Here is an 18,474-nt window from a genome sequence, read left to right as displayed (position 1 = left end):
ATGTATCAGACCAAGTATCACCGCCCCGCCAGCATCGATGACGCGGTGGCCGCGCTGGCCGCTGCCGAGGATGGCAAGTTCCTCTCGGGCGGGCAGACGCTGCTGGCCACGATGAAACAACGCCTTGCCGCGCCGACCGACCTGGTGGACCTGCGCGGCATTCCCGGCATGTCCGGGATCACCGTCGATGCGGATGGCGTGACCATCGGCGCGGCGACGATCCATGCCGATGTCGCCGCCAGCCCCGAGGTCGCGGCAGCGATCCCGGCGCTCGCGGCATTGGCCAGCCATATCGGCGATCCGGCGGTGCGCCACATGGGCACCATCGGCGGCTCGCTGGCCAATAACGACCCGGCGGCCGACTATCCGGCCGCCGTGCTGGGGCTGAATGGCACGGTCATCACCAACCAGCGCGAGATCCCCGCCGAGGAGTATTTCGTCGGGCTGTTCACCACCGCGCTGGAGGAGGGCGAGATCATCAAGGCGGTCCGCTTCCCGCGCCCGAAACGCGCCGCCTACCAGAAATTCGCGCAACCCGCCTCGCGCTTCGCGCTGGTCGGTGTTCTGGTGGCCGAGACGGATGACGGCGTGCGGGTGGCGATCACCGGCGCCGGCTCGGACGGGGTGTTCCGCGCCGGGGCCTTCGAGGCGGCGCTGAACGGCGATTTCTCGGCAGGCGCGCTGGACAGTGCCAGTGTCGATGCCGATGACCTGATGAACGACATCCACGCCACGCCGGAATACCGCGCCCATCTGGCGCGGGTGCTGGCACAGCGGGCCGTGAAGGCCGCCGGCTGAGGATTGGTTCAGGGAAGGGGGATGCCGGGCGGATGTGCCCGGCATTCTTTATTCTACCAGCCGTTCGAGGAAAGACCCTGCCCGATACGCGGGCGCAGCCCGCCGGGCAGCGGCCGACCGCCCCCTCGGGCGGCCGCTCTGGTGCGGTTCAGCGCCGAACAACTGTTCGATATGTTTACGCCATAAAGGGCTGCTGATCGCGCGCCGCAGCGGCCACCCGGCGGTCCGCCGCCGCCCGTCAGCCCCGCTCACCCGCAAACTGCGTGACCGCGATCCCCACTCCGACCAGGTGATCCCGCACCGCGCGGGCCATCGCCACAGCCTCGGGGTTATCGCCATGGACGCAGATCGTGTCGATCCGGCAGGGGATCACCTTGCCGCTTTCGGTGACGATGCCGCCGGCGCGGATCATCTTTTCCATCCGCGCCCCGGCCACCGCCGGATCATGCAGCACCGCGCCGGGCTGGCTGCGATCGACCAAGGTTGCATCATCATTATAGGCGCGGTCAGCAAAAATCTCGTTGGCATAGCTTGCGCCAAGCTCGCGCGCCACCGCCTCCATCGGGGTCGCGGCCAGGGTGACAAGGATGATCTCGGGATCGACCGCCAGCGCGGCGCGGTAGCAGGCCCGGGCCATGGCCGCATCCTCGCTCGCCATGTTCGACAGCGCGCCATGCAGCTTCAGATGCCGCACCCTGCCGCCCGCCCGCCGCGCCAGTGCCTGCGCCGCGCCCAGTTGATAGGCGACCAGGTTGCCCAGTTCCTCGGCGGACAGCTTCATCCGCCGCCGCCCGAAACCCTGCAGGTCGGGAAAGCCCGGATGCGCGCCGATGCCCACGCCGTTTTCCGCCGCGCGCCGCATCGTGGCGGCCATCACATCGGCATCGCCGGCATGAAAGCCGCAGGCGATATTGGCCGAGGTGATAACGTCCAGCAGCGCGGCATCATCGCCCATGCGCCACGGCCCGAAGCTTTCGCCCATGTCCGAATTCAGATCGACCTGCATTCCGTCTCCTCCAGTTCATCCCCACGCGTGACACCGCCGACCAACTGATAGCTGAGCAGATCAGCCATCTGCGCCGGGTCGCGCACCAGATTGCGGCAGCGGCTGGCTGTCTCGCGCAAAAGCTGCACCTCGTCCCGATAAAGCCCGTCTGCCTGATCCAGCCCGATGCGCAGAAACCGGATGCGCGCGCCGGGCGGGGCCTGGGCGATCAGCGGCAGGTCGGTCGGAATGACCGTGCCGATGCGGGGATAGCCGCCCATGGTCTGGCATTCCGCCAGAAGCACATAGGGCACGCCGTCGCCGATCATCTGCAGATCGCCCGGCTGGACCATGTCCGAGGCGATGCCGGTCTGACCGGCGGTGAAGCGCGACTCGGCATCCAGCCGCACGCCCTGACGGTTGCCATGGGCGGCGCGGGTGAACTCCGTCGCAGCGAATTTGGCCAGCACCTCGTCGGAAAAGATGGCCGTCTGCGGCCCGTCGATGATCCGCACGGTTCCGCCTGCAAATCGGTTTGCAACCGCGATGGTGCGCGAGGGCGCATCGGGGTCCGGGTCAGCGCCGGCCGGCAGGCGGGACCCGGCTTTCAGCACCGCACCGATGCCGATGGTCAGATGCGCCGCGCGGCTGCCCAGCCAGTCCGGCGTGGCGATCCCGCCCGCCGTGGTCAGATAGCTGTAGGCGCCGCTTTGCGCGCCACCGATGCGCAGGCTCTCGCCCGGCTCGATCCGGTGGCTGGCCTGCCAGCGAAGCGGGGCACCGTCCAGCGTCGCCGTCATCGGCGCCCCGGTCAGCGCGATGCGCATCGGCTGATCGACGGTAAAGACGCCGCCCGCGCCGGCCATCTCGATCCCCGCCTGCACCGTGTTCCGGCCCAACAGCGCCGCCGCCTCGATCAGCGCCAGCCGGTCCATGGCGCCGCCCCGCGACAGGCCTTGCGCGATATGGCCGGGCCGGCCCAGATCCTGCACCGTCAGGATGCCATCGGCGCGGATGACCTGCAGCACGCTCACGCCAGCACCTCGAGCCGTGCGCCGCCAAGGCCGTCACCCGAGGCGATCAGGCCGGGCAACTCGCCAGCCGCAACCGGGGCATAGCGGACCGCGTCGCCGGGCTTCAGCGGCATCGGCTCGGACCGCGTGGGATCGAAGGCGCGAAACCCGGTCAGCGCGATCTGCCGCCAGCCGGTGGCCGAGTCGGCGGTGAACATCACCAATTGCCGGACGGCGGCGACGATGGCCCCGGCGGGGACGCGCGGGTTCAGCGCGGACATGCGCGGCAGGTTCCACGGTTCGGGCAGAAGGCCCAGATAGGGCTGGCCGGGGGCATAGCCGATGGTCAGGACGCGCAGATCGGCCGCGCAAACCTGCTCGACCGCCCCGGCCTCGCTGGCACCGATGGCGGCGGCGACCTCGGCCAGTTGCGGGCCGTGTTCGCCGCCGAAGGCAGCCGGGATGGTCCAGCGGCGCGAGGGCGCGGGCAGGGCGGGCGGATCGGCGGCGATGGCACGCGCGCGGGTCAGCACCAGTTGTGCCAGCGCCGCGCGCTGCACCGTGCCGCGATCAAAGCGCAAGAGCACCGAGACCAGCCCCGGCGCGATCTCGGTGACGCCCGGCGGGGCCTGCCGGTCCAGTTCCGCCGCCAGCATCTGCGCCGCCGCCATGGCGCGCGGCTCGGGCGTCAGGGCAAAGCGCACGAGCACGCCATCGATCCCGGCGGGCAGGGCTTCGGGGGTCAGATGCGGCTCGGCTTCCATGCGGTTCGGGTCATTCCAGTCCTTCGGGTCGGTCGCATGTTGCGCTGCAGGCTTGTTGAGGTGCAACCCGTTATCGCCCGCCACGCGCGCCGGCGGAACTGAGGCCCGCTAACCGCCAATTGTACTCCATGGCATACTGGGGACTTGAGACGCGCGTTAAGCAGGGTTAATCGGGACCAATACGGAGATGGGTCGGACAGGTTCGGCCAAGGCACAAGCGTGCCGCATCTCGCGCCGATATGCAGGAGTGATCATGACCGAATATGTTACGCGCCACGGGCTCGAAGTCGCTGCCCCCCTTGCCGAACTGGTCGAGGGGCAGGTGCTGACCGGCATCGAGGCCGATGCCTTCTGGTCGGGCTATGCCGCCATCCTGCGTGACCTGATGCCGGAAAATGCCGCGCTGCTCAACAAGCGCGAGGCGCTGCAGGCGCAGATCGACGACTGGCACCGCGCCAACCGCGACAAGCCGCATGACCCGGCGGGTTATCGCGCCTTCCTGACCGAGATCGGCTACCTGGTCCCGGTGCCCGCGCCCTTCCGCGTCGGCACCGAGAATGTCGATCCCGAGATCGCCCGCGTTGCCGGCCCGCAGCTGGTGGTGCCGGTGATGAATGCGCGCTTCGCGCTCAACGCCGCCAATGCCCGCTGGGGCAGCTTCTACGACGCGCTATATGGCACCGACGCCATTCCCGGCGCGCCCGAGGGCAAGGGGTTCGACGCCGCCCGCGGCGCCAAGGTGATCGCCCGGGCCAAGGCGCATCTAGACGAGGTGGTGCCGCTGGAAAGCGGCAGTTGGGCCGATGTGGCCGGCCTCACCGTCGCCAATGGCGCACTGCAACTGACCCTGCCCGGGGGCACGACCGCGCTGGCCGATCCGCTGCAATTCGCCGGATCGACCGAGGGCGGCGATATCCTTCTCAGGGTGAACGGTCTCCTGATCCAGCTCGTCATCAACCCGGACAGCGCCATCGGCAAGACCGATCCGGCGGGGATCGCGGACATGATCCTCGAAAGCGCGCTGACCGCGATTCAGGACTGCGAGGATTCGGTTGCCGCCGTCGATGCCGAGGACAAGGTCGCCGTCTATGCCAACTGGCTGGGGCTGATGCGGGGCGATCTGGCGGAGAGCTTCGAGAAGGAAGGCAAGACCATGACCCGCCGCCTGAACCCAGATATCAGCTATCTCGACCCGCAGGGCCATCCCGTCACCCATCCGGGCCGGGCGTTGCTGCTGGTCAGGAATGTCGGCCATCTGATGCTGACCGATGCGGTGCGGCTCAACGGGCAGGACACGCCCGAGGGGATCATGGACGCCGTCATCACCGTCGCCGCCGCCATGCATGACCTGAAAAAGACCGACGGAGCGAAAAATTCGCGCAAGGGTTCGGTCTATGTGGTGAAGCCCAAGATGCACGGGCCGGAAGAAGCGGCCTTTGCCGACAAGCTTTATGGACAGGTCGAGGCGATGCTGGGCCTGCCGAAGAATACCGTGAAGCTGGGCGTGATGGACGAGGAACGCCGCACCTCGGCCAATCTCGCGGCCGCGATCGCGGCGGTGAAGGATCGCTGCGTCTTCATCAATACCGGCTTCCTCGACCGCACCGGCGACGAGATCCACACCTCGATGCAGGCCGGGCCGATGGTGCCGAAGGACGAGATGAAGGCTCAGGCCTGGCTCAAGGCCTATGAGGATGGCAATGTCGATACCGGGCTGGCCGCCGGCATGGCCGGGCGCGGGCAGATCGGCAAGGGCATGTGGGCCAGGCCCGATGACATGGCCGACATGCTGAAGGAAAAGATCGCCCATCCCCGCGCCGGCGCCAATACCGCCTGGGTGCCGTCGCCCACCGCCGCGACGCTGCACGCCACCCATTACCACCGCGTCGATGTGGCCGAGGTGCAGGAGGGGCTGGCCGACCGCGCGCCCGCCTCGCTGGATGCGCTTCTGACCCCGCCGCTGCTGCAGGGGCGGAATCTGTCAGATGAAGAGGTCCGGCGCGAGCTGGACAATTCCTGCCAGTCGATCCTCGGTTACGTCGTCCGTTGGGTCGATCAGGGCGTCGGCTGCTCCAAGGTGCCCGACATCCATGACGTGGCGCTGATGGAAGACCGCGCCACGCTGCGCATCTCGGCCCAGCATCTGGCCAACTGGCTGCTCCACGGGCTGTGCACCATCGAGGATATCGATGCGGCGCTGCGTCGCATGGCCCCCAAGGTGGATGAACAGAATGCCGGCGATCCGGCCTATCGGAACATGGCGCCGGGCTTCGATGGCGTGGCCTTCAACACCGCGCGCGACCTGATCCTGCAGGGGACGAGCCAGCCCTCGGGCTATACCGAGCCGCTGCTGCACGCGGCGCGGCGGGTGGCGAAGGCGCAGCAGGCGGCGGGCTGAGCGAAGACTGATCGCCGGGCGGCCACTCGCCAAGCCCGGCGGCATGGTCTAGGACTCGGGCCATGAACGCGTTGACATCAGCACACCCGGCAGGCCGGGCATGACCCCGCAGGCCCGGGTCGCGGCGGCGATCGGTATCCTGGACGAGATTCTGGCCGGCGCGCCGGCCGAACAGGCTCTGCTGCGCTGGTCGCGGGCCAGCCGATTTGCCGGATCGGGCGACCGGGCCGGGGTGCGGGACCTGGTCTTTGACGCGCTGCGCCAGCGTGAGAGCCTCGCGGCACTTGGCGGCGCGCTCAACGGGCGCGGGCTGATGCTGGGCCGGGCGCGCAGCCGGGGCGAGGATGCCGAGGCTATTTTTACCGGCGAGGGCCATGCGCCTGCGACCCTCTCGCCCGAGGAGCGCGCGGCGGGCCGCGCGCCGGACGCCGCGCAGGCGATGAACCTGCCGGATTGGGTGCAACCGCTCTGGGCCGAGGCGCTTGGCGCTGACGCGGGGCCGGTGGCGGCGGCGATGGCCGATCGCGCGCCGGTCTGGCTGAGGGTGAATGCCCGCAAGGCCGATGCGGCCTCTGCGCTGGCAGCGCTCGCCGGGGACGGGATCGAGGCCGAGGCGGATGACCGCCTGCCGAGCGCCTTGCGCGTCACCGCCGGAGAACGCCGGATCAACAACGCGCGGGCCTATCTGGACGGGCTTGTGGAATTGCAGGACCTGTCGCCGCAACTGGCCTGCGCCGCGCTGCCTGTGGCCGATGGCCAGCGGGTGCTGGATTTCTGCGCTGGCGGCGGCGGCAAGGCGCTGGCCGTGGGCGCCCGCGCGCGGGTTACGATCGACGCGCATGACGCCGATCCGGACCGCATGGCCGACCTGCCGGCGCGGGCGGCGCGGGCGGGCATCACGATCCGCAGCGAGGCGCGGCCCAAGGGGCCTTATGATCTGGTCATTGCGGATGTGCCCTGTTCGGGCTCGGGCACGTGGCGGCGCACGCCCGATGCGAAATGGCGGCTGCAGCCCGGTGATCTGGCGCGACTTCAAGGGGTTCAGGCCGGGATCATGGACCAGGTTGCGGGGCTGGTGCGGCCCGGCGGGCATCTGGCCTACATGACCTGTTCGCTGTTTGACGCGGAGAACGGGGATCAGGTCCGCGCCTTTCTGGACCGTCACCCGGATTTCGCGCAGGCAGCCCAGCAGCGCTGGACGCCGCTCGAGGCCAGCGACGGGTTCTTCCTTGCCCTCTTCCAGAGACAGGAATGATCCTTGCCGGCCGCCAGTCACAGATTAACGCGATCTTAACCAATCACCGGCACAAGATTTCTGGGCAGGGCCAGTTCGAAGGAGGACGCATGACTCGATTGGACCGGATTCTTGGCCTGCCACGCAATGCCATTGCCCTGCTTCCGGCGCTGATGCTGCCGGCGGTGATCGGCGCGGCCTTGCTGCTGATCTTTCCCGGCAGCACCAGCGGCATGGCGGCGGTGGTTTTCGCGACGATGGCGGTGGCCTGGTATCTGCTGGGCGGGGCGATCTCGCTGATCCATGCGCTGCGCGGGATCAGCGGGCGGCGCGCGCTGGCCGCGATCAAGTCCGAGGTGGTGGCCGCGCCCGAGCCGATCTGGATCAGTGATTCCGACGGGCTGGTGCTGTTCCAGAATTCGGCCTCGATCGACGGGTTCGGCGATATCGTCGGTCAGAACATCCTGTCCTGGATGTGCCATATCCGCGCCGATGCCGAGGACCTGATCGCGGCGCTGCTGGCGCGTGCCGACCGGTCGGGCTTTGCCGAGACCGAGCTGCCGGGCGGCGACGTGCTGGCGCTCGGCCGTGCCGCAGATGCGCCGCTGCAGATCTGGTCCTATCACGGGGCCGAGGAGATCGGGGCAGGGAACATCGCCGATGACGAGGACCCCGAGGACGAGCCGGAGGACGAATTCGACGCGCTGCCGGTGGCGCTGCTGCGCCTGTCGTCGGGCGGGCTGATCCGGCGGGTGAACCCCGCCGCCCGGCGGCTTCTGGGGCAGAACCCGGTCGAGGCCCATCTGGGCACCATCCTCGAAGGGCCCGGCCGGCCGGTCGGCGACTGGCTCGCAGATGTCGAATCGGGCCGGGCCGAGCCCCGGGCCGAGATGCTGCGCCTGCGCAGCGATGGCGGCGACCGGCATTTCCAGGTCTCGCTGGCCCGCGACCCCTCGGACGAGGCCGGGCTGATCGCGGTCCTGACCGATGCCAGCGCGCTGAAGACGCTGGAGGCGCAATTCGTCCAGAGCCAGAAGATGCAGGCCATCGGCCAGCTGGCCGGCGGGGTGGCGCATGACTTCAACAACCTGCTGACGGCGATCAGTGGCCATTGCGACCTGTTGATGATGCGCCATGACAAGGCCGATCCGGATTACGCCGATCTCGACCAGATCAGCCAGAATGCCAACCGCGCCGCAGCCCTGGTCAGCCAGTTGCTGGCCTTCTCGCGCAAGCAGACGATGAAGCCCGAGATCCTCGACCTGCGCGACACGCTGGCCGACCTGACCCATCTCTTGAACCGGCTGGTGGGCGAGCGGGTGGCGCTGAACATCCTGCATGATCCGCAGCTTCTGCCGATCCGCGCCGACAAGCGGCAGCTGGAACAGGTGATCATGAACCTCGTGGTGAACGCCCGCGACGCCATGCCCAAGGGGGGCGACATCACCATCCGCACCCGCAACATCCGGCTGGAAGCGCCGCTGGAGCGCGACCGGGCGGTGCTGTCCAAGGGTGCCTATGTGCTGGTCGAACTGCGCGACGAGGGCAGCGGCATCGCCCCCGAGCATCTGACCAAGATCTTCGAGCCCTTCTTCACCACCAAGCGGACCGGCGAGGGCACCGGGCTGGGCCTGTCGACCGTCTACGGCATCGTCAAGCAGACCGGCGGGTTCATCTTCTGTGACAGCATCGTCGGGAAAGGAACTGTTTTCACGCTGTATTTCCCGGCGCACAAGGCATCGGCGGCCAAGGTCGCGCCACGTGTCGCACCCGCGGCACCTGTCTTCGTGGATGCGCAGCGGGCAACGGTGCTCTTGGTCGAGGACGAGGCGCCGGTTCGCGCCTTTGCTGCCCGCGCCCTGCGGCTGAAGGGGTACAAGGTGCTTGAGGCCGAGCACGCCGAGGCGGCACTGGATCTGCTGGCCGACCCCGAACTGGTCGTCGATGTGTTTGTGACCGATGTGGTCATGCCCGGCATGGACGGGCCAAGCTGGGTCCGCAGCGCGCTGCGCGACCGGCCCAAGACCCGGGTGGTCTTCATCTCGGGCTATACCGAGGACATCTTTGCCGAGGGTCAGAGCCCGGTGCCGAACTCGGTCTTTCTCGCCAAGCCCTTCTCGCTGGTCGAACTGACCGAGACCGTCGGTCGGCACCTCGCAGGGTAGATCGGGCGCGCGTCAGAGCGTGCGGTAGAGCGCGATCTCGGCGTCCATGGCCGCGCGCAGCGCCTGTTCCTCGTCGGCGGTCAGATCGACATCGACCGAGGGCGGCACGTTCACCCGCGGCAGGCTGATGGCGCAATCCAGCTGATCCTCGAGAAACTCGACGAAACGGTCGATCTCCTCATAGCGGAAGATCCGGTCCACCGGCTGGCCGCCGCCGGTCAGGAAGCGCGCCTGACCCTCGATGGCGAGACGGTCGGGGCCGCCGGGCGTGGCATAGGCCTTGGCGAAATCGGCGAAGCGGATACCGGCCATCGGATGCTCGGGGTCGTCATGGTCGTCGCGCAGCTTGAAGCGGTACCAGCTGCGCAGCCATTCGACCGGCTCGCGCATCAGCGCGACGGTGGTGAACGGGCCGCCGGAGGTGGCTTCCAGCCAAGGCTGCACATGGCTGCGGAAATCGGCGATATCGACATGCTTCAGTTCGGCCGGGCGCTGCACCGAGACGGCGGCCAGGGGTTCCAGCGCCGCCTCGACCGCCGAGGAGCCGGCCTTGGGTGTCGCCAGGAAGACCAGTCGCTGTTGCCAGAAGATCAGCATGTTCGTGTCGTCCCGTTCCGGTCTGTCGAAAGCCCGGCGGAAATATCGGGCGGGCCGGCCGGTGTAAACAGTTTCTTAGGCAGTCCCGTGTCAGCATGGCGCGGTCAGGCGTCGCATGGTGCAGATTGGGCTTGCGTTACCGGTGCTTTTCCCGCAGAAACGCAGGAACAAGGGGTGAACATCCCGCGAGACCGAGGCAGATTGCCCCCCGAACGGGGCTGTGAAATAACGGGCGAGGACAAGATGGCGACGGCGAGCATTCTCGACATGAACGACAAACGCAGCGCGGACAAGCAGAAGGCGCTGGACAGCGCCCTGGCGCAGATCGAACGGCAATTCGGCAAGGGTTCGATCATGAAGCTGGGCAAGGACAGCCCGGTGGCCGAGATCGAGGCGACCTCGACCGGCTCGCTGGGGCTGGACATCGCGCTGGGGATCGGCGGCCTGCCCAAGGGCCGGATCATCGAGATCTTCGGGCCGGAAAGCTCGGGCAAGACCACGCTGACGCTGCATTGCGTGGCCGAGGAACAGAAGAAGGGCGGCATCTGCGCCTTCGTCGATGCCGAACACGCGCTGGACCCGCAATACGCCAAGAAGCTGGGCGTGAACCTTGATGAACTGCTGATCTCGCAGCCCGACACGGGCGAGCAGGCGCTGGAGATCGTCGATACGCTGGTGCGCTCGGGCGCGGTCAGCATGGTGGTGGTCGACTCGGTCGCGGCGCTGACGCCCAAGGCCGAGATCGAGGGCGACATGGGCGACATGCAGATGGGCTCGCAGGCCCGGCTGATGAGCCAGGCGATGCGCAAGCTGACCGCCAGCATTGGCCGCAGCAACTGCATGGTCATCTTCATCAACCAGATCCGCATGAAGATCGGCGTCATGTTCGGCAGCCCCGAGACGACGACCGGCGGCAATGCGCTGAAATTCTATGCCTCGGTGCGCCTCGACATCCGCCGCACCGGCTCGGTCAAGGACCGCGACGAGGTGGTGGGCAACACCACCAAGGTCAAGGTGGTGAAGAACAAGGTGGCGCCGCCCTTCCGGCAGGTGGAATTCGACATCATGTATGGCGAGGGCATCAGCAAGGTCGGCGAGCTGATCGATCTGGGCGTCAAGGCCGGCGTGGTCGAGAAATCGGGCTCGTGGTATTCCTATGGCGACGAGCGCATCGGCCAGGGTCGCGAGAATGCCAAGCAGTTCCTGCGCGACAATCCCGAGACCGCCTTTGCCATCGAGGACAAGATCCGCGCCAGCCACGGGCTTGATTTCGGCGCCACCGGCGAAAGCGACGAGGATGTTCTGGCCGACGACTGATCGGGCGTGAGGCTGAATATGATGACGCCGTCGCAGCGATGCGGCGGCGTTTTTGCATCTTGGTCCGGGCATGCCGGTGGATCTCCGGGGCTTGGCCTCGACCTGCAGAGCGTGCAAGCTGATCCCGTTCACAGGGAGAGAGAGAATGAAACGCTTGGTCATCACCACGGCGCTTGGCGCGCTGATCGCGGGTCCGGCACTGGCGCAGGACGCCTATCGCCACGCGAGCGAAAAGATCGGCACGGTCGAACAGATCTATGACGGCGATCTGGTTCCTGATCTGGCCGTCAGCACCTTCCGCAACATCGACCGGCTGTTTCCGACGCGGACCGTTGCGGCATCGGACAATCCGCACCCGCTGGAACCGGCGGCAACGCCGCTTGCCGCGCTGACCGTGACCGCCGACGACAAGACCTGGGACATGGACGATTTTTTGGCGCTCGACAGCGTGACCGGGATGATCGTGCTGAAGGATGGCAAGGTCGCCTACGAAATTTATCAGCGCGGCAACGGCCCGGACACACGCTGGATGTCGATGTCGCTGGCGAAATCCGTGACCTCGACCCTGATCGGCGCGGCGATCAAGGATGGCAGCATCTCAGGGATGGATGCGCTGGTCACGGATTACGTGCCGGCGCTGAAGGGCAGCGCCTATGAGGGCGTGACGGTGGAACAGATCCTGCAGATGTCCTCGGGCGTTCAGTGGGACGAAACCTATACCGACCCCGAAAGCGACCGGCGAGCGCTTCTGGCGGCGCAGATCGCGCAGGAGCCGGGCGGGCTGATGCAGGTGATGGCGGCGCTGCCGCAGGCGCACGAGCCGGGTGCGGTGCACAACTACTCGACCGGCGAGACCTCGGTCGCCAGCGAGATCGTCGTCGGCGCGACCGGCAAGAAGCTGGCGGATTACCTCGAGGAGAAGATCTGGCAGCCCTACGGCATGGAGGCCGATGCCGAATGGTGGCTGGACAGCGCGGATGGCAACGAGATCGGCGGCAGCGGGCTCTCGGCCACGCTGCGCGACTTCGCCAGGTTCGGGCAGTTCTTCCTCGATGGCGGGGTGATCGACGGGGCGTCGATCCTGCCCGATGGCTGGACCGATACCGCCGGCCTGCCGGTGACGCTGACCGGCGGCGATACGGTCGAATACGGGCTGATGTGGTGGCCGGGCTGGACCGAGGCCTCAATCGCCGACAAGGCCTATCTGGCCATCGGCATCCAGGGCCAGAACATCTATATCAACCCGACCGAGCGCGTGGTGATCGCCGTCACCGCCGCCCAGCCCGAACCCCTGGGGAAAGAGCCGCTGGACCCGCTGGTGATGTTTGACGCCATCACCGCCGCGCTCTCAGCCCCCGAGTGACCCAAAAGGCTGGGCGTGGCCGCGCTGAATCGCCTTTACGCACCGGCGTTGCGGCGGTAACTGTCAGCCTCGCCGACGTGAGGATTTGCCATGCCCAGCCTGAACGACATCCGTTCCACCTTCCTGAACTTCTACGAGAAGAACGGCCATCAGGTCGTCGACAGCAGCCCGCTGGTGCCGCGGAACGACCCGACGCTGATGTTCGCCAATTCCGGCATGGTGCAGTTCAAGAACCTGTTCACCGGGGTCGAGACCCGCGACTACAAGCGCGCGACCACCGCGCAGAAATGCGTCCGCGCGGGCGGCAAGCACAATGACCTCGACAATGTCGGCTATACCGCACGCCACCACACCTTTTTCGAGATGCTGGGGAATTTCAGCTTCGGCGATTACTTCAAGGAAAGCGCCATTCCCTTTGCCTGGGAATTGCTGACCAGGGATTTCGGCATCCCCAAGGACAAGCTGCTGGTCACCGTCTATCACACCGATGACGAGGCGGCGAATATCTGGAAGAAGGTCGCGGGCCTGACCGATGACCGGATCATCCGCATTCCGACCGATGACAATTTCTGGCGCATGGGGCCGACTGGTCCCTGCGGCCCCTGCACCGAGATCTTCTATGACCACGGCGACAAGATCTGGGGCGGCCCTCCGGGTTCGGCGGACGAGGATGGCGACCGCTTCATCGAGATCTGGAACCTCGTCTTCATGCAGTTCGAGCAGTTCGAGGACGGCTCGATGCGCGATCTGGCCGCGCAATCGATCGATACCGGCATGGGGCTGGAGCGGATCGGCGCGCTGTTGCAGGGCAAGCATGACAATTACGACACCGACCTGATGCGCTCGCTGATCGAGGCTTCGGCCAACGCGACCAGCAGCGACCCCGATGGGCCGGGCAAGGTGCATCATCGGGTGATCGCCGATCACCTGCGCTCGACCAGCTTCCTGATCGCCGACGGAGTGATGCCTTCGAACGAGGGGCGCGGCTATGTGCTGCGCCGGATCATGCGCCGGGCGATGCGCCATATCCACATGCTGGGCGCGCAGGACCCGGTGATGTACAAGCTGGTGCCGGCGCTGGTCCGCCAGATGGGCGCGGCCTATCCCGAACTGGGCCGGGCGCAGCCGATGATCGAGGAAACGCTGCGCAGCGAGGAAACCCGCTTCCGTCAGACGCTGGATCGCGGGCTTCGTCTGCTGGATGACGAGCTGTCGAAGCTGCCTGAGGGCGCGAACCTGCCGGGCGAGGCGGCCTTCAAGCTTTACGACACCTATGGCTTCCCGCTGGACCTGACGCAGGATGCGCTGCGCGAGCAGGGCAGGGCGGTGGATGTCGCCGGGTTCGACACGGCCATGGCCGAGCAGAAGGCCAAGGCCCGCGCGGCATGGGCCGGCACCGGCGAAACCAAGGATGCGGCAATCTGGTACGACTTGGCCGAGAAGAACGGCGTCACCGAATTCCTCGGCTATGACACCGAAGAGGCCGAGGGCCAGATCCAGACGCTGGTTGCCGATGGCGCGGCGGTGGAGTTTGCCAAGGCCGGTGATGCGGTGCAGATCGTGGTGAACCAGTCGCCCTTCTATGCCGAAAGCGGTGGTCAGGTCGGCGATACCGGTCTTATCAAGACCGAGACCGGCAGCGCTCGTGTCACTGATACCAAGAAGGTCGCGGGCGTCTTCGTCCATGTGGCCGAGGTGACGCTTGGCGAGATCTCGCGCGGGCAGGCGGCGCAGCTCTCGGTCGATCACGACCGGCGCGGCAATATCCGCGCCAACCACTCGGCCACGCACCTCTTGCACGAGGCGCTGCGCCGCGCGCTTGGCGATCATGTCGCGCAGCGGGGCAGCCTGAACGCCCATGACCGGCTGCGCTTCGACTTCAGCCATAACAAGGCGCTGACGCCCGAGGAGATCGCGCAGGTCGAGACCGAGGTGAACGAGTATATCCGCCAGAACACCCCGGTCGAGACGCGGATCATGACCCCGGACGATGCCCGCGCCATCGGCGCGCAGGCGCTGTTCGGCGAGAAATATGGCGACGAGGTGCGTGTGGTGTCGATGGGCCGCCAGCCGGGCTCGGGCAAGGGCGGCGACGGGCAGACCTATTCGCTGGAACTGTGCGGCGGCACCCATGTGGCGCGCACCGGTGATATTGGCATGTTCGCCCTGACCACCGAAACCGCCTCTGCCGCCGGCATCCGCCGGATCGAGGCCCTGACCGGGCAGGCGGCGATGGCCGAGCTGCGCCGGGTCGATGGCGAACTGTCCGAGGTGGCCAGCATCCTCAAGGCGCAGTCGGGTGACGTGGTGAACAAGGTCCGGGCGCTGTCGGACGAGCGCAAGGCGCTGGCCAATGAAGTGGCGCAGCTGAAGCGCCAGCTGGCCATGGGCGGCGGCGGCGGCGCTGACGCCAAGGAGATCGGCGGCGTGAAATTCATCGGCCGCAAGGTCGAGGGTGTCGGCGGCAAGGAACTGGGCGCGCTGGTCGACGAGATGAAGTCGCAGCTGGGCAGCGGTGCGGTGCTGGTGCTGGCCGAGGCCGATGGCAAGGCCACGGTGGCGGCGGGCGTGACCAATGACCTGACCGCGCGGATCAGCGCGGTGTCGCTGGTGCAGGCGGCGACGGCGGCGCTTGGCGGCAAGGGCGGCGGTGGCCGTCCCGACCGCGCGCAGGGCGGTGCCCCCAGCCTTGCGGCGGCCGACGCGGCGATTGCCGAGGTGGAAAAACTGATTGGAGAAACCGCATGAGCGCGCTCTGGATTGCCCATGTCCATGTGACCGATGCCGAGGCCTATGGCCGCTACGCGAAACTGGCCGGCCCGGCTATCGCCGCGCATGGCGGGGTGTTTCTGGCCCGCGGCGGCCGCTACAAGCAGCTCGAAGGCAATGACCGGGCGCGCAATGTCGTCGCCCGTTTCCCCAGCTACGAGGCGGCGGTGGCCTGCTATGAAAGCGCCGATTACCAGGCGGCGCTGGATCATGCGCGCGGCGCATCCGAGCGCGATCTTGTGATCGTCGAGGAAACCCCGCCGCCTGCGGAATGAGATGATTTGCTAAGACTTTCGTGGTAGTTCTGTGACAAAAGCAGAAACGCGAAGGGGCAGGGCATGTGTCGTTGGGCCGCCTATCTGGGCCAGCCGATCTTTCTGGAAGATATCGTCAGCCGGCCGGCGCATTCGCTGATCCGGCAAAGCCAGGGCGCAATGCACTGCCACACGCCGGTCAATGCCGACGGTTTCGGCCTTGCCTGGTACGGCGAGCGGCCCGAGCCGGGGCTCTACCGCGACGTGATGCCGGCCTGGTCCGATCCCAACCTGCGCAGCCTCGTGGCGCAGGTGCGATCGGGCCTGTTCATGGCCCATGTCCGCGCCTCGACCGGCACCGCCACCAGCCGCAACAATTGCCATCCCTTCGCGGTGGGGCGGTTCAGCTTCATGCATAACGGCCAGTTCGGCGGCTATGATACCTATCGCCGCGACGCCGAATTGCTGATCCCCGATGCCTATTATCCCCATCGCAAGGGCGCGACGGACAGCGAGGCGCTGTTCCTGATCGCGCTTGGCGAGGGGCTGGAACAGGATCCGAAGGGCGCGATGGAGCGGGCGACGGCGCGTCTGGCCGATCTGGCTATCCGGCGCGGCGAGGCGCCGCATGTCCGGCTGACGGCCGCTTTCTCGGACGGGCAGCGGCTTTACGCCATCCGCCATGCCAGCGACGATCAGGCGCCCACGCTGTTCCATCGCTGGTCAGTCACGCGGCAGGGCCGCGCGGTGGTCTCGGAACCGCTGGAGACCGACGAGGGCGACTGGCAGGAGGTGCCGCAGGGCAGCTTCTGCACCTTCGAGGGCGAGGGCGTGCGGATCGAGCCCTTCCGCCCGGTGCTGGCGGCGAAGGCCGCCTGAGCCTAGCTGCCTGCCGGGGTGACGCGGGGCGCCGGCGGCGTTGCCGGCGCCTCGGCAGCTGATGTGTGATCGATCGGTTGCGGGGCCGCGGCACGGGGCGGCTCGGGCGCTTTTTCGGGCGCGCGGGCGGGCGTGGCGCTGACCGGATATTCCGGCTGCGGCTGGCTGGCAGCCAGCGGCGCGGCGGCAGTTTCCAAGGCCGCAACGGGGCGACGGAACACCAGCACATTGTGATAGAGGGTCGAGCGCCCGGTCAGCCCGCTGCGTTCTTCCGTGGGCAGCGTCTCGGCGCGGACATAGTCCCAGCCCTCGGCCGCCATCCGGTTCAGTTCGGCGGTCAGCGACAGCGCGAAACGGTCCACCGGGGTCTTGGCGCCCTTGGCCTTGTCGCCCCGGGCGGGCGCGGGGATAACGGTATATTCGTAGCGCATCGGCCTGTCCTGAATTCTGCTTTGCCCGAGTGATAGGCCAGATGGCCCGGCATGGAAAGTCCGCCCGGTCGGCGCGGGCGGTGTTCCGCGAGGGGAAGCGGTGAGGGCGAGTGGATGTGGAAGGTTTCAGGCTCTCGGCCAGCCGTGCTGTTGCGCGAGTGGTGGGGCGATCCGGGCGCGATCAGCGAGGCGTGATTTCCTGACCGATGGGACTGCTGCATAGGACAAATAGAGTTTATCAACCTGTGGGTGTTTTAGATATTGACTGTATAACTGAGGCGGGAATTATCCGGTTAAACCTTGGAAACTTCGCAATTAAATGAACCACCTCCGTGATTCTCCCTCAGTCGCATTGGAAATAGCTGCGGCTTGCGCAATTTGCGCGGCATAGCTGACCCGTCAGCATTGAGAGCGTAATGATAGGCAAAAGCCTGCGCGATCCTTGATCGGCCCTAAGCGCCATCTTGCCCAAATTGCGGCATCCGCTTTGGCTTTTCGCATCTCATTCAGGGAGTCGTGATTTTGCCCCTGCATTAGGCTCCGAACCCTATATGGTGGCCCGGAACCTGAAACAGGCGATCTGGATCAGTGACATTGATGTTGCCCGTCATGATCATGTCGCATCGGGGAGGATATCCCCGGCGGCAGGTGGTAGATCGTGACGGTCTTGCGTATCGAAGCACAACCCGACATTCCGTGGCGCTGCCGCTGAAGTCGTCCATCTGAGAGAGACAAAAAATGAACCAACAGGACACGGTCGCGGGAACGGCGGCGGGGACGCATAGCGGAACAAGAATGAGTGGATTGAGCGCCCGCTATTATGCTCTTCCCCGGAGCGTCGTAAGCCTCGATGAAATCGATTTTGATGCCGCGCCGACCGCAACCGGCATGGTCGATTCGCTGAACTATCGCTGGAATGACGGTCCCTTCTGGACCGGGGGGCCCAGAGATCGGTTCGCGGCGATCTATGAGGGCAACCTGAACGTCCGGACCGGCGGGACCTATACCTTCTATCTGACCTCGGATGATGGCTCGGCGCTCTATATCGATGGTCAGCGGGTGATCGATCATGACGGTCTGCACTGGACCACGCGACAGGTGGTGCGGCTGGATCTGTCTGCCGGCAACCACACGATCGAAGTGCGCTATTTTGAAGATGGAGGAACCCAGAGCCTGGCTCTCGAATGGCGTGGCCCCGACAGCAACAACCGCATCGAGGTCATTGACGCCGACAGTCTCAGCCACATGTCCGGTGGAGACCATGGCGGTGAGACTGGCGGTGAGACTGGCGGTGAAACCGGTGGCGAAACTGGCGGTGAAACTGGCGGTGAAACTGGCGGTGAAACCGGTGGTGAAACCGGCGGAGAGCACGGCGGGGAACACGGCGGCGAGACTGGCGGTGAAACCGGTGGCGAGACTGGCGGTGAAACCGGCGGCGAGACTGGCGGTGAAACCGGTGGCGAGACTGGCGGTGAAACCGGCGGCGAGACTGGCGGTGAAACCGGTG

Annotated in this window: 15 protein-coding genes; 10 read left to right on the top strand and 5 right to left on the bottom strand. The window is 66.9% G+C overall.

The annotated features are described in order from the left end of the window. The gene (locus tag Q1A36_RS02690) at positions 1–798 is read left to right on the top strand and encodes a xanthine dehydrogenase family protein subunit M (protein WP_299839404.1); all 798 of its coding nucleotides are present in this window, start codon (positions 1–3) and stop codon (positions 796–798) included. Positions 799–1,036: 238 nt separating this feature from the next. On the opposite strand, the gene Q1A36_RS02685 is transcribed toward Q1A36_RS02690, so the two are convergent. The 3 genes from Q1A36_RS02685 to Q1A36_RS02675 are packed head-to-tail and all read right to left on the bottom strand — an operon-like array spanning position 1,037 to position 3,644. Continuing rightward, complete coding sequence (locus Q1A36_RS02685) at positions 1,037–1,804, bottom strand: 5-oxoprolinase subunit PxpA (protein WP_299839401.1); 768 nt, start codon at positions 1,802–1,804, stop codon at positions 1,037–1,039. Next, complete coding sequence (locus Q1A36_RS02680) at positions 1,789–2,817, bottom strand: biotin-dependent carboxyltransferase family protein (RefSeq protein ID WP_299839400.1); 1,029 nt, start codon at positions 2,815–2,817, stop codon at positions 1,789–1,791. Before Q1A36_RS02680 ends, Q1A36_RS02685 begins: the two co-directional genes overlap by 16 nt. Next, complete coding sequence (locus Q1A36_RS02675) at positions 2,814–3,644, bottom strand: carboxyltransferase domain-containing protein (protein ID WP_299839398.1); 831 nt, start codon at positions 3,642–3,644, stop codon at positions 2,814–2,816. Before Q1A36_RS02675 ends, Q1A36_RS02680 begins: the two co-directional genes overlap by 4 nt. A gap of 169 nt (positions 3,645–3,813) precedes the next feature. Here Q1A36_RS02675 and Q1A36_RS02670 point away from each other — a divergent pair, with 169 nt between their 5' ends. The 3 genes from Q1A36_RS02670 (at position 3,814) to Q1A36_RS02660 (ending at position 9,357) form a co-directional block, all read left to right on the top strand. Continuing rightward, entirely contained in the window at positions 3,814–5,958 is a 2,145-nt protein-coding gene (locus Q1A36_RS02670) for a malate synthase G (RefSeq protein WP_299839395.1), read from the top strand. 100 nt (positions 5,959–6,058) lie between these two features. Continuing rightward, positions 6,059–7,213: an RsmB/NOP family class I SAM-dependent RNA methyltransferase gene (locus tag Q1A36_RS02665; protein ID WP_299839392.1), complete on the top strand. Its 1,155-nt coding sequence runs from the start codon at positions 6,059–6,061 to the stop codon at positions 7,211–7,213. An 89-nt stretch (positions 7,214–7,302) separates the two neighbouring features. After that, the gene (locus tag Q1A36_RS02660; protein WP_299839389.1) at positions 7,303–9,357 is read left to right on the top strand and encodes an ATP-binding protein; all 2,055 of its coding nucleotides are present in this window, start codon (positions 7,303–7,305) and stop codon (positions 9,355–9,357) included. Positions 9,358–9,369: 12 nt separating this feature from the next. Here Q1A36_RS02660 and Q1A36_RS02655 read toward each other — a convergent pair whose 3' ends face one another. Further along, on the bottom strand, positions 9,370–9,954 hold the full coding sequence (locus Q1A36_RS02655) for a hypothetical protein (RefSeq protein ID WP_101751627.1): 585 nt from the start codon (positions 9,952–9,954) through the stop codon (positions 9,370–9,372). A gap of 243 nt (positions 9,955–10,197) precedes the next feature. On the opposite strand from Q1A36_RS02655, the gene recA reads away from it, so the two are divergent. The 5 genes from recA to Q1A36_RS02630 all read left to right on the top strand — a co-directional run bounded on the left by recA (position 10,198) and on the right by Q1A36_RS02630 (position 16,536). Further along, positions 10,198–11,271 (top strand): recombinase RecA, encoded by a 1,074-nt coding sequence (recA, locus tag Q1A36_RS02650; RefSeq protein ID WP_299839381.1) that lies wholly within the window; start codon positions 10,198–10,200, stop codon positions 11,269–11,271. Positions 11,272–11,416: 145 nt separating this feature from the next. Beyond that, complete coding sequence (locus Q1A36_RS02645; protein ID WP_299839378.1) at positions 11,417–12,634, top strand: serine hydrolase; 1,218 nt, start codon at positions 11,417–11,419, stop codon at positions 12,632–12,634. A 90-nt stretch (positions 12,635–12,724) separates the two neighbouring features. Then, positions 12,725–15,382, top strand: a complete 2,658-nt coding sequence (alaS, locus tag Q1A36_RS02640; RefSeq protein ID WP_299839375.1) for an alanine--tRNA ligase — start codon at positions 12,725–12,727, stop codon at positions 15,380–15,382. Then, a complete protein-coding gene (locus tag Q1A36_RS02635; protein ID WP_299839372.1) occupies positions 15,379–15,678 on the top strand; it encodes a DUF1330 domain-containing protein in 300 nt (99 codons plus the stop codon). The genes alaS and Q1A36_RS02635 overlap by 4 nt, the downstream gene beginning before the upstream one ends. A gap of 63 nt (positions 15,679–15,741) precedes the next feature. Beyond that, complete coding sequence (locus Q1A36_RS02630) at positions 15,742–16,536, top strand: class II glutamine amidotransferase (RefSeq protein ID WP_299839369.1); 795 nt, start codon at positions 15,742–15,744, stop codon at positions 16,534–16,536. Between the two features lie 2 nt (positions 16,537–16,538). Here Q1A36_RS02630 and Q1A36_RS02625 read toward each other — a convergent pair whose 3' ends face one another. After that, entirely contained in the window at positions 16,539–16,967 is a 429-nt protein-coding gene (locus tag Q1A36_RS02625; protein WP_299839367.1) for a DUF4177 domain-containing protein, read from the bottom strand. A gap of 738 nt (positions 16,968–17,705) precedes the next feature. Between Q1A36_RS02625 and Q1A36_RS02620 the strand changes: the two genes are divergently transcribed. Continuing rightward, positions 17,706–18,474, top strand: a 769-nt coding sequence (locus Q1A36_RS02620; RefSeq protein ID WP_299839365.1) for a PA14 domain-containing protein, incomplete at its 3' end; no start/stop codon positions are given.

This window comes from uncultured Paracoccus sp., assembly GCF_947487305.1.
Taxonomy (GTDB): domain Bacteria; phylum Pseudomonadota; class Alphaproteobacteria; order Rhodobacterales; family Rhodobacteraceae; genus Paracoccus.
This window is presented reverse-complemented; position numbering and strand designations above follow the sequence as displayed.

Bases quoted from the DNA above. Each gene is read 5' to 3' on its own strand.
- Q1A36_RS02690 (WP_299839404.1), top strand. From the start codon at position 1: ATGTATCAGACCAAGTATCACCGCCCCGCCAGCATCGATGACGCGGTG.
- Q1A36_RS02685 (WP_299839401.1), bottom strand. From the start codon at position 1,804: ATGCAGGTCGATCTGAATTCGGACATGGGCGAAAGCTTCGGGCCGTGG.
- Q1A36_RS02670 (WP_299839395.1), top strand. From the start codon at position 3,814: ATGACCGAATATGTTACGCGCCACGGGCTCGAAGTCGCTGCCCCCCTT.
- Q1A36_RS02665 (WP_299839392.1), top strand. From the start codon at position 6,059: ATGACCCCGCAGGCCCGGGTCGCGGCGGCGATCGGTATCCTGGACGAG.
- Q1A36_RS02660 (WP_299839389.1), top strand. From the start codon at position 7,303: ATGACTCGATTGGACCGGATTCTTGGCCTGCCACGCAATGCCATTGCC.
- Q1A36_RS02655 (WP_101751627.1), bottom strand. From the start codon at position 9,954: ATGCTGATCTTCTGGCAACAGCGACTGGTCTTCCTGGCGACACCCAAG.
- recA (WP_299839381.1), top strand. From the start codon at position 10,198: ATGGCGACGGCGAGCATTCTCGACATGAACGACAAACGCAGCGCGGAC.
- Q1A36_RS02645 (WP_299839378.1), top strand. From the start codon at position 11,417: ATGAAACGCTTGGTCATCACCACGGCGCTTGGCGCGCTGATCGCGGGT.
- alaS (WP_299839375.1), top strand. From the start codon at position 12,725: ATGCCCAGCCTGAACGACATCCGTTCCACCTTCCTGAACTTCTACGAG.
- Q1A36_RS02635 (WP_299839372.1), top strand. From the start codon at position 15,379: ATGAGCGCGCTCTGGATTGCCCATGTCCATGTGACCGATGCCGAGGCC.
- Q1A36_RS02630 (WP_299839369.1), top strand. From the start codon at position 15,742: ATGTGTCGTTGGGCCGCCTATCTGGGCCAGCCGATCTTTCTGGAAGAT.
- Q1A36_RS02625 (WP_299839367.1), bottom strand. From the start codon at position 16,967: ATGCGCTACGAATATACCGTTATCCCCGCGCCCGCCCGGGGCGACAAG.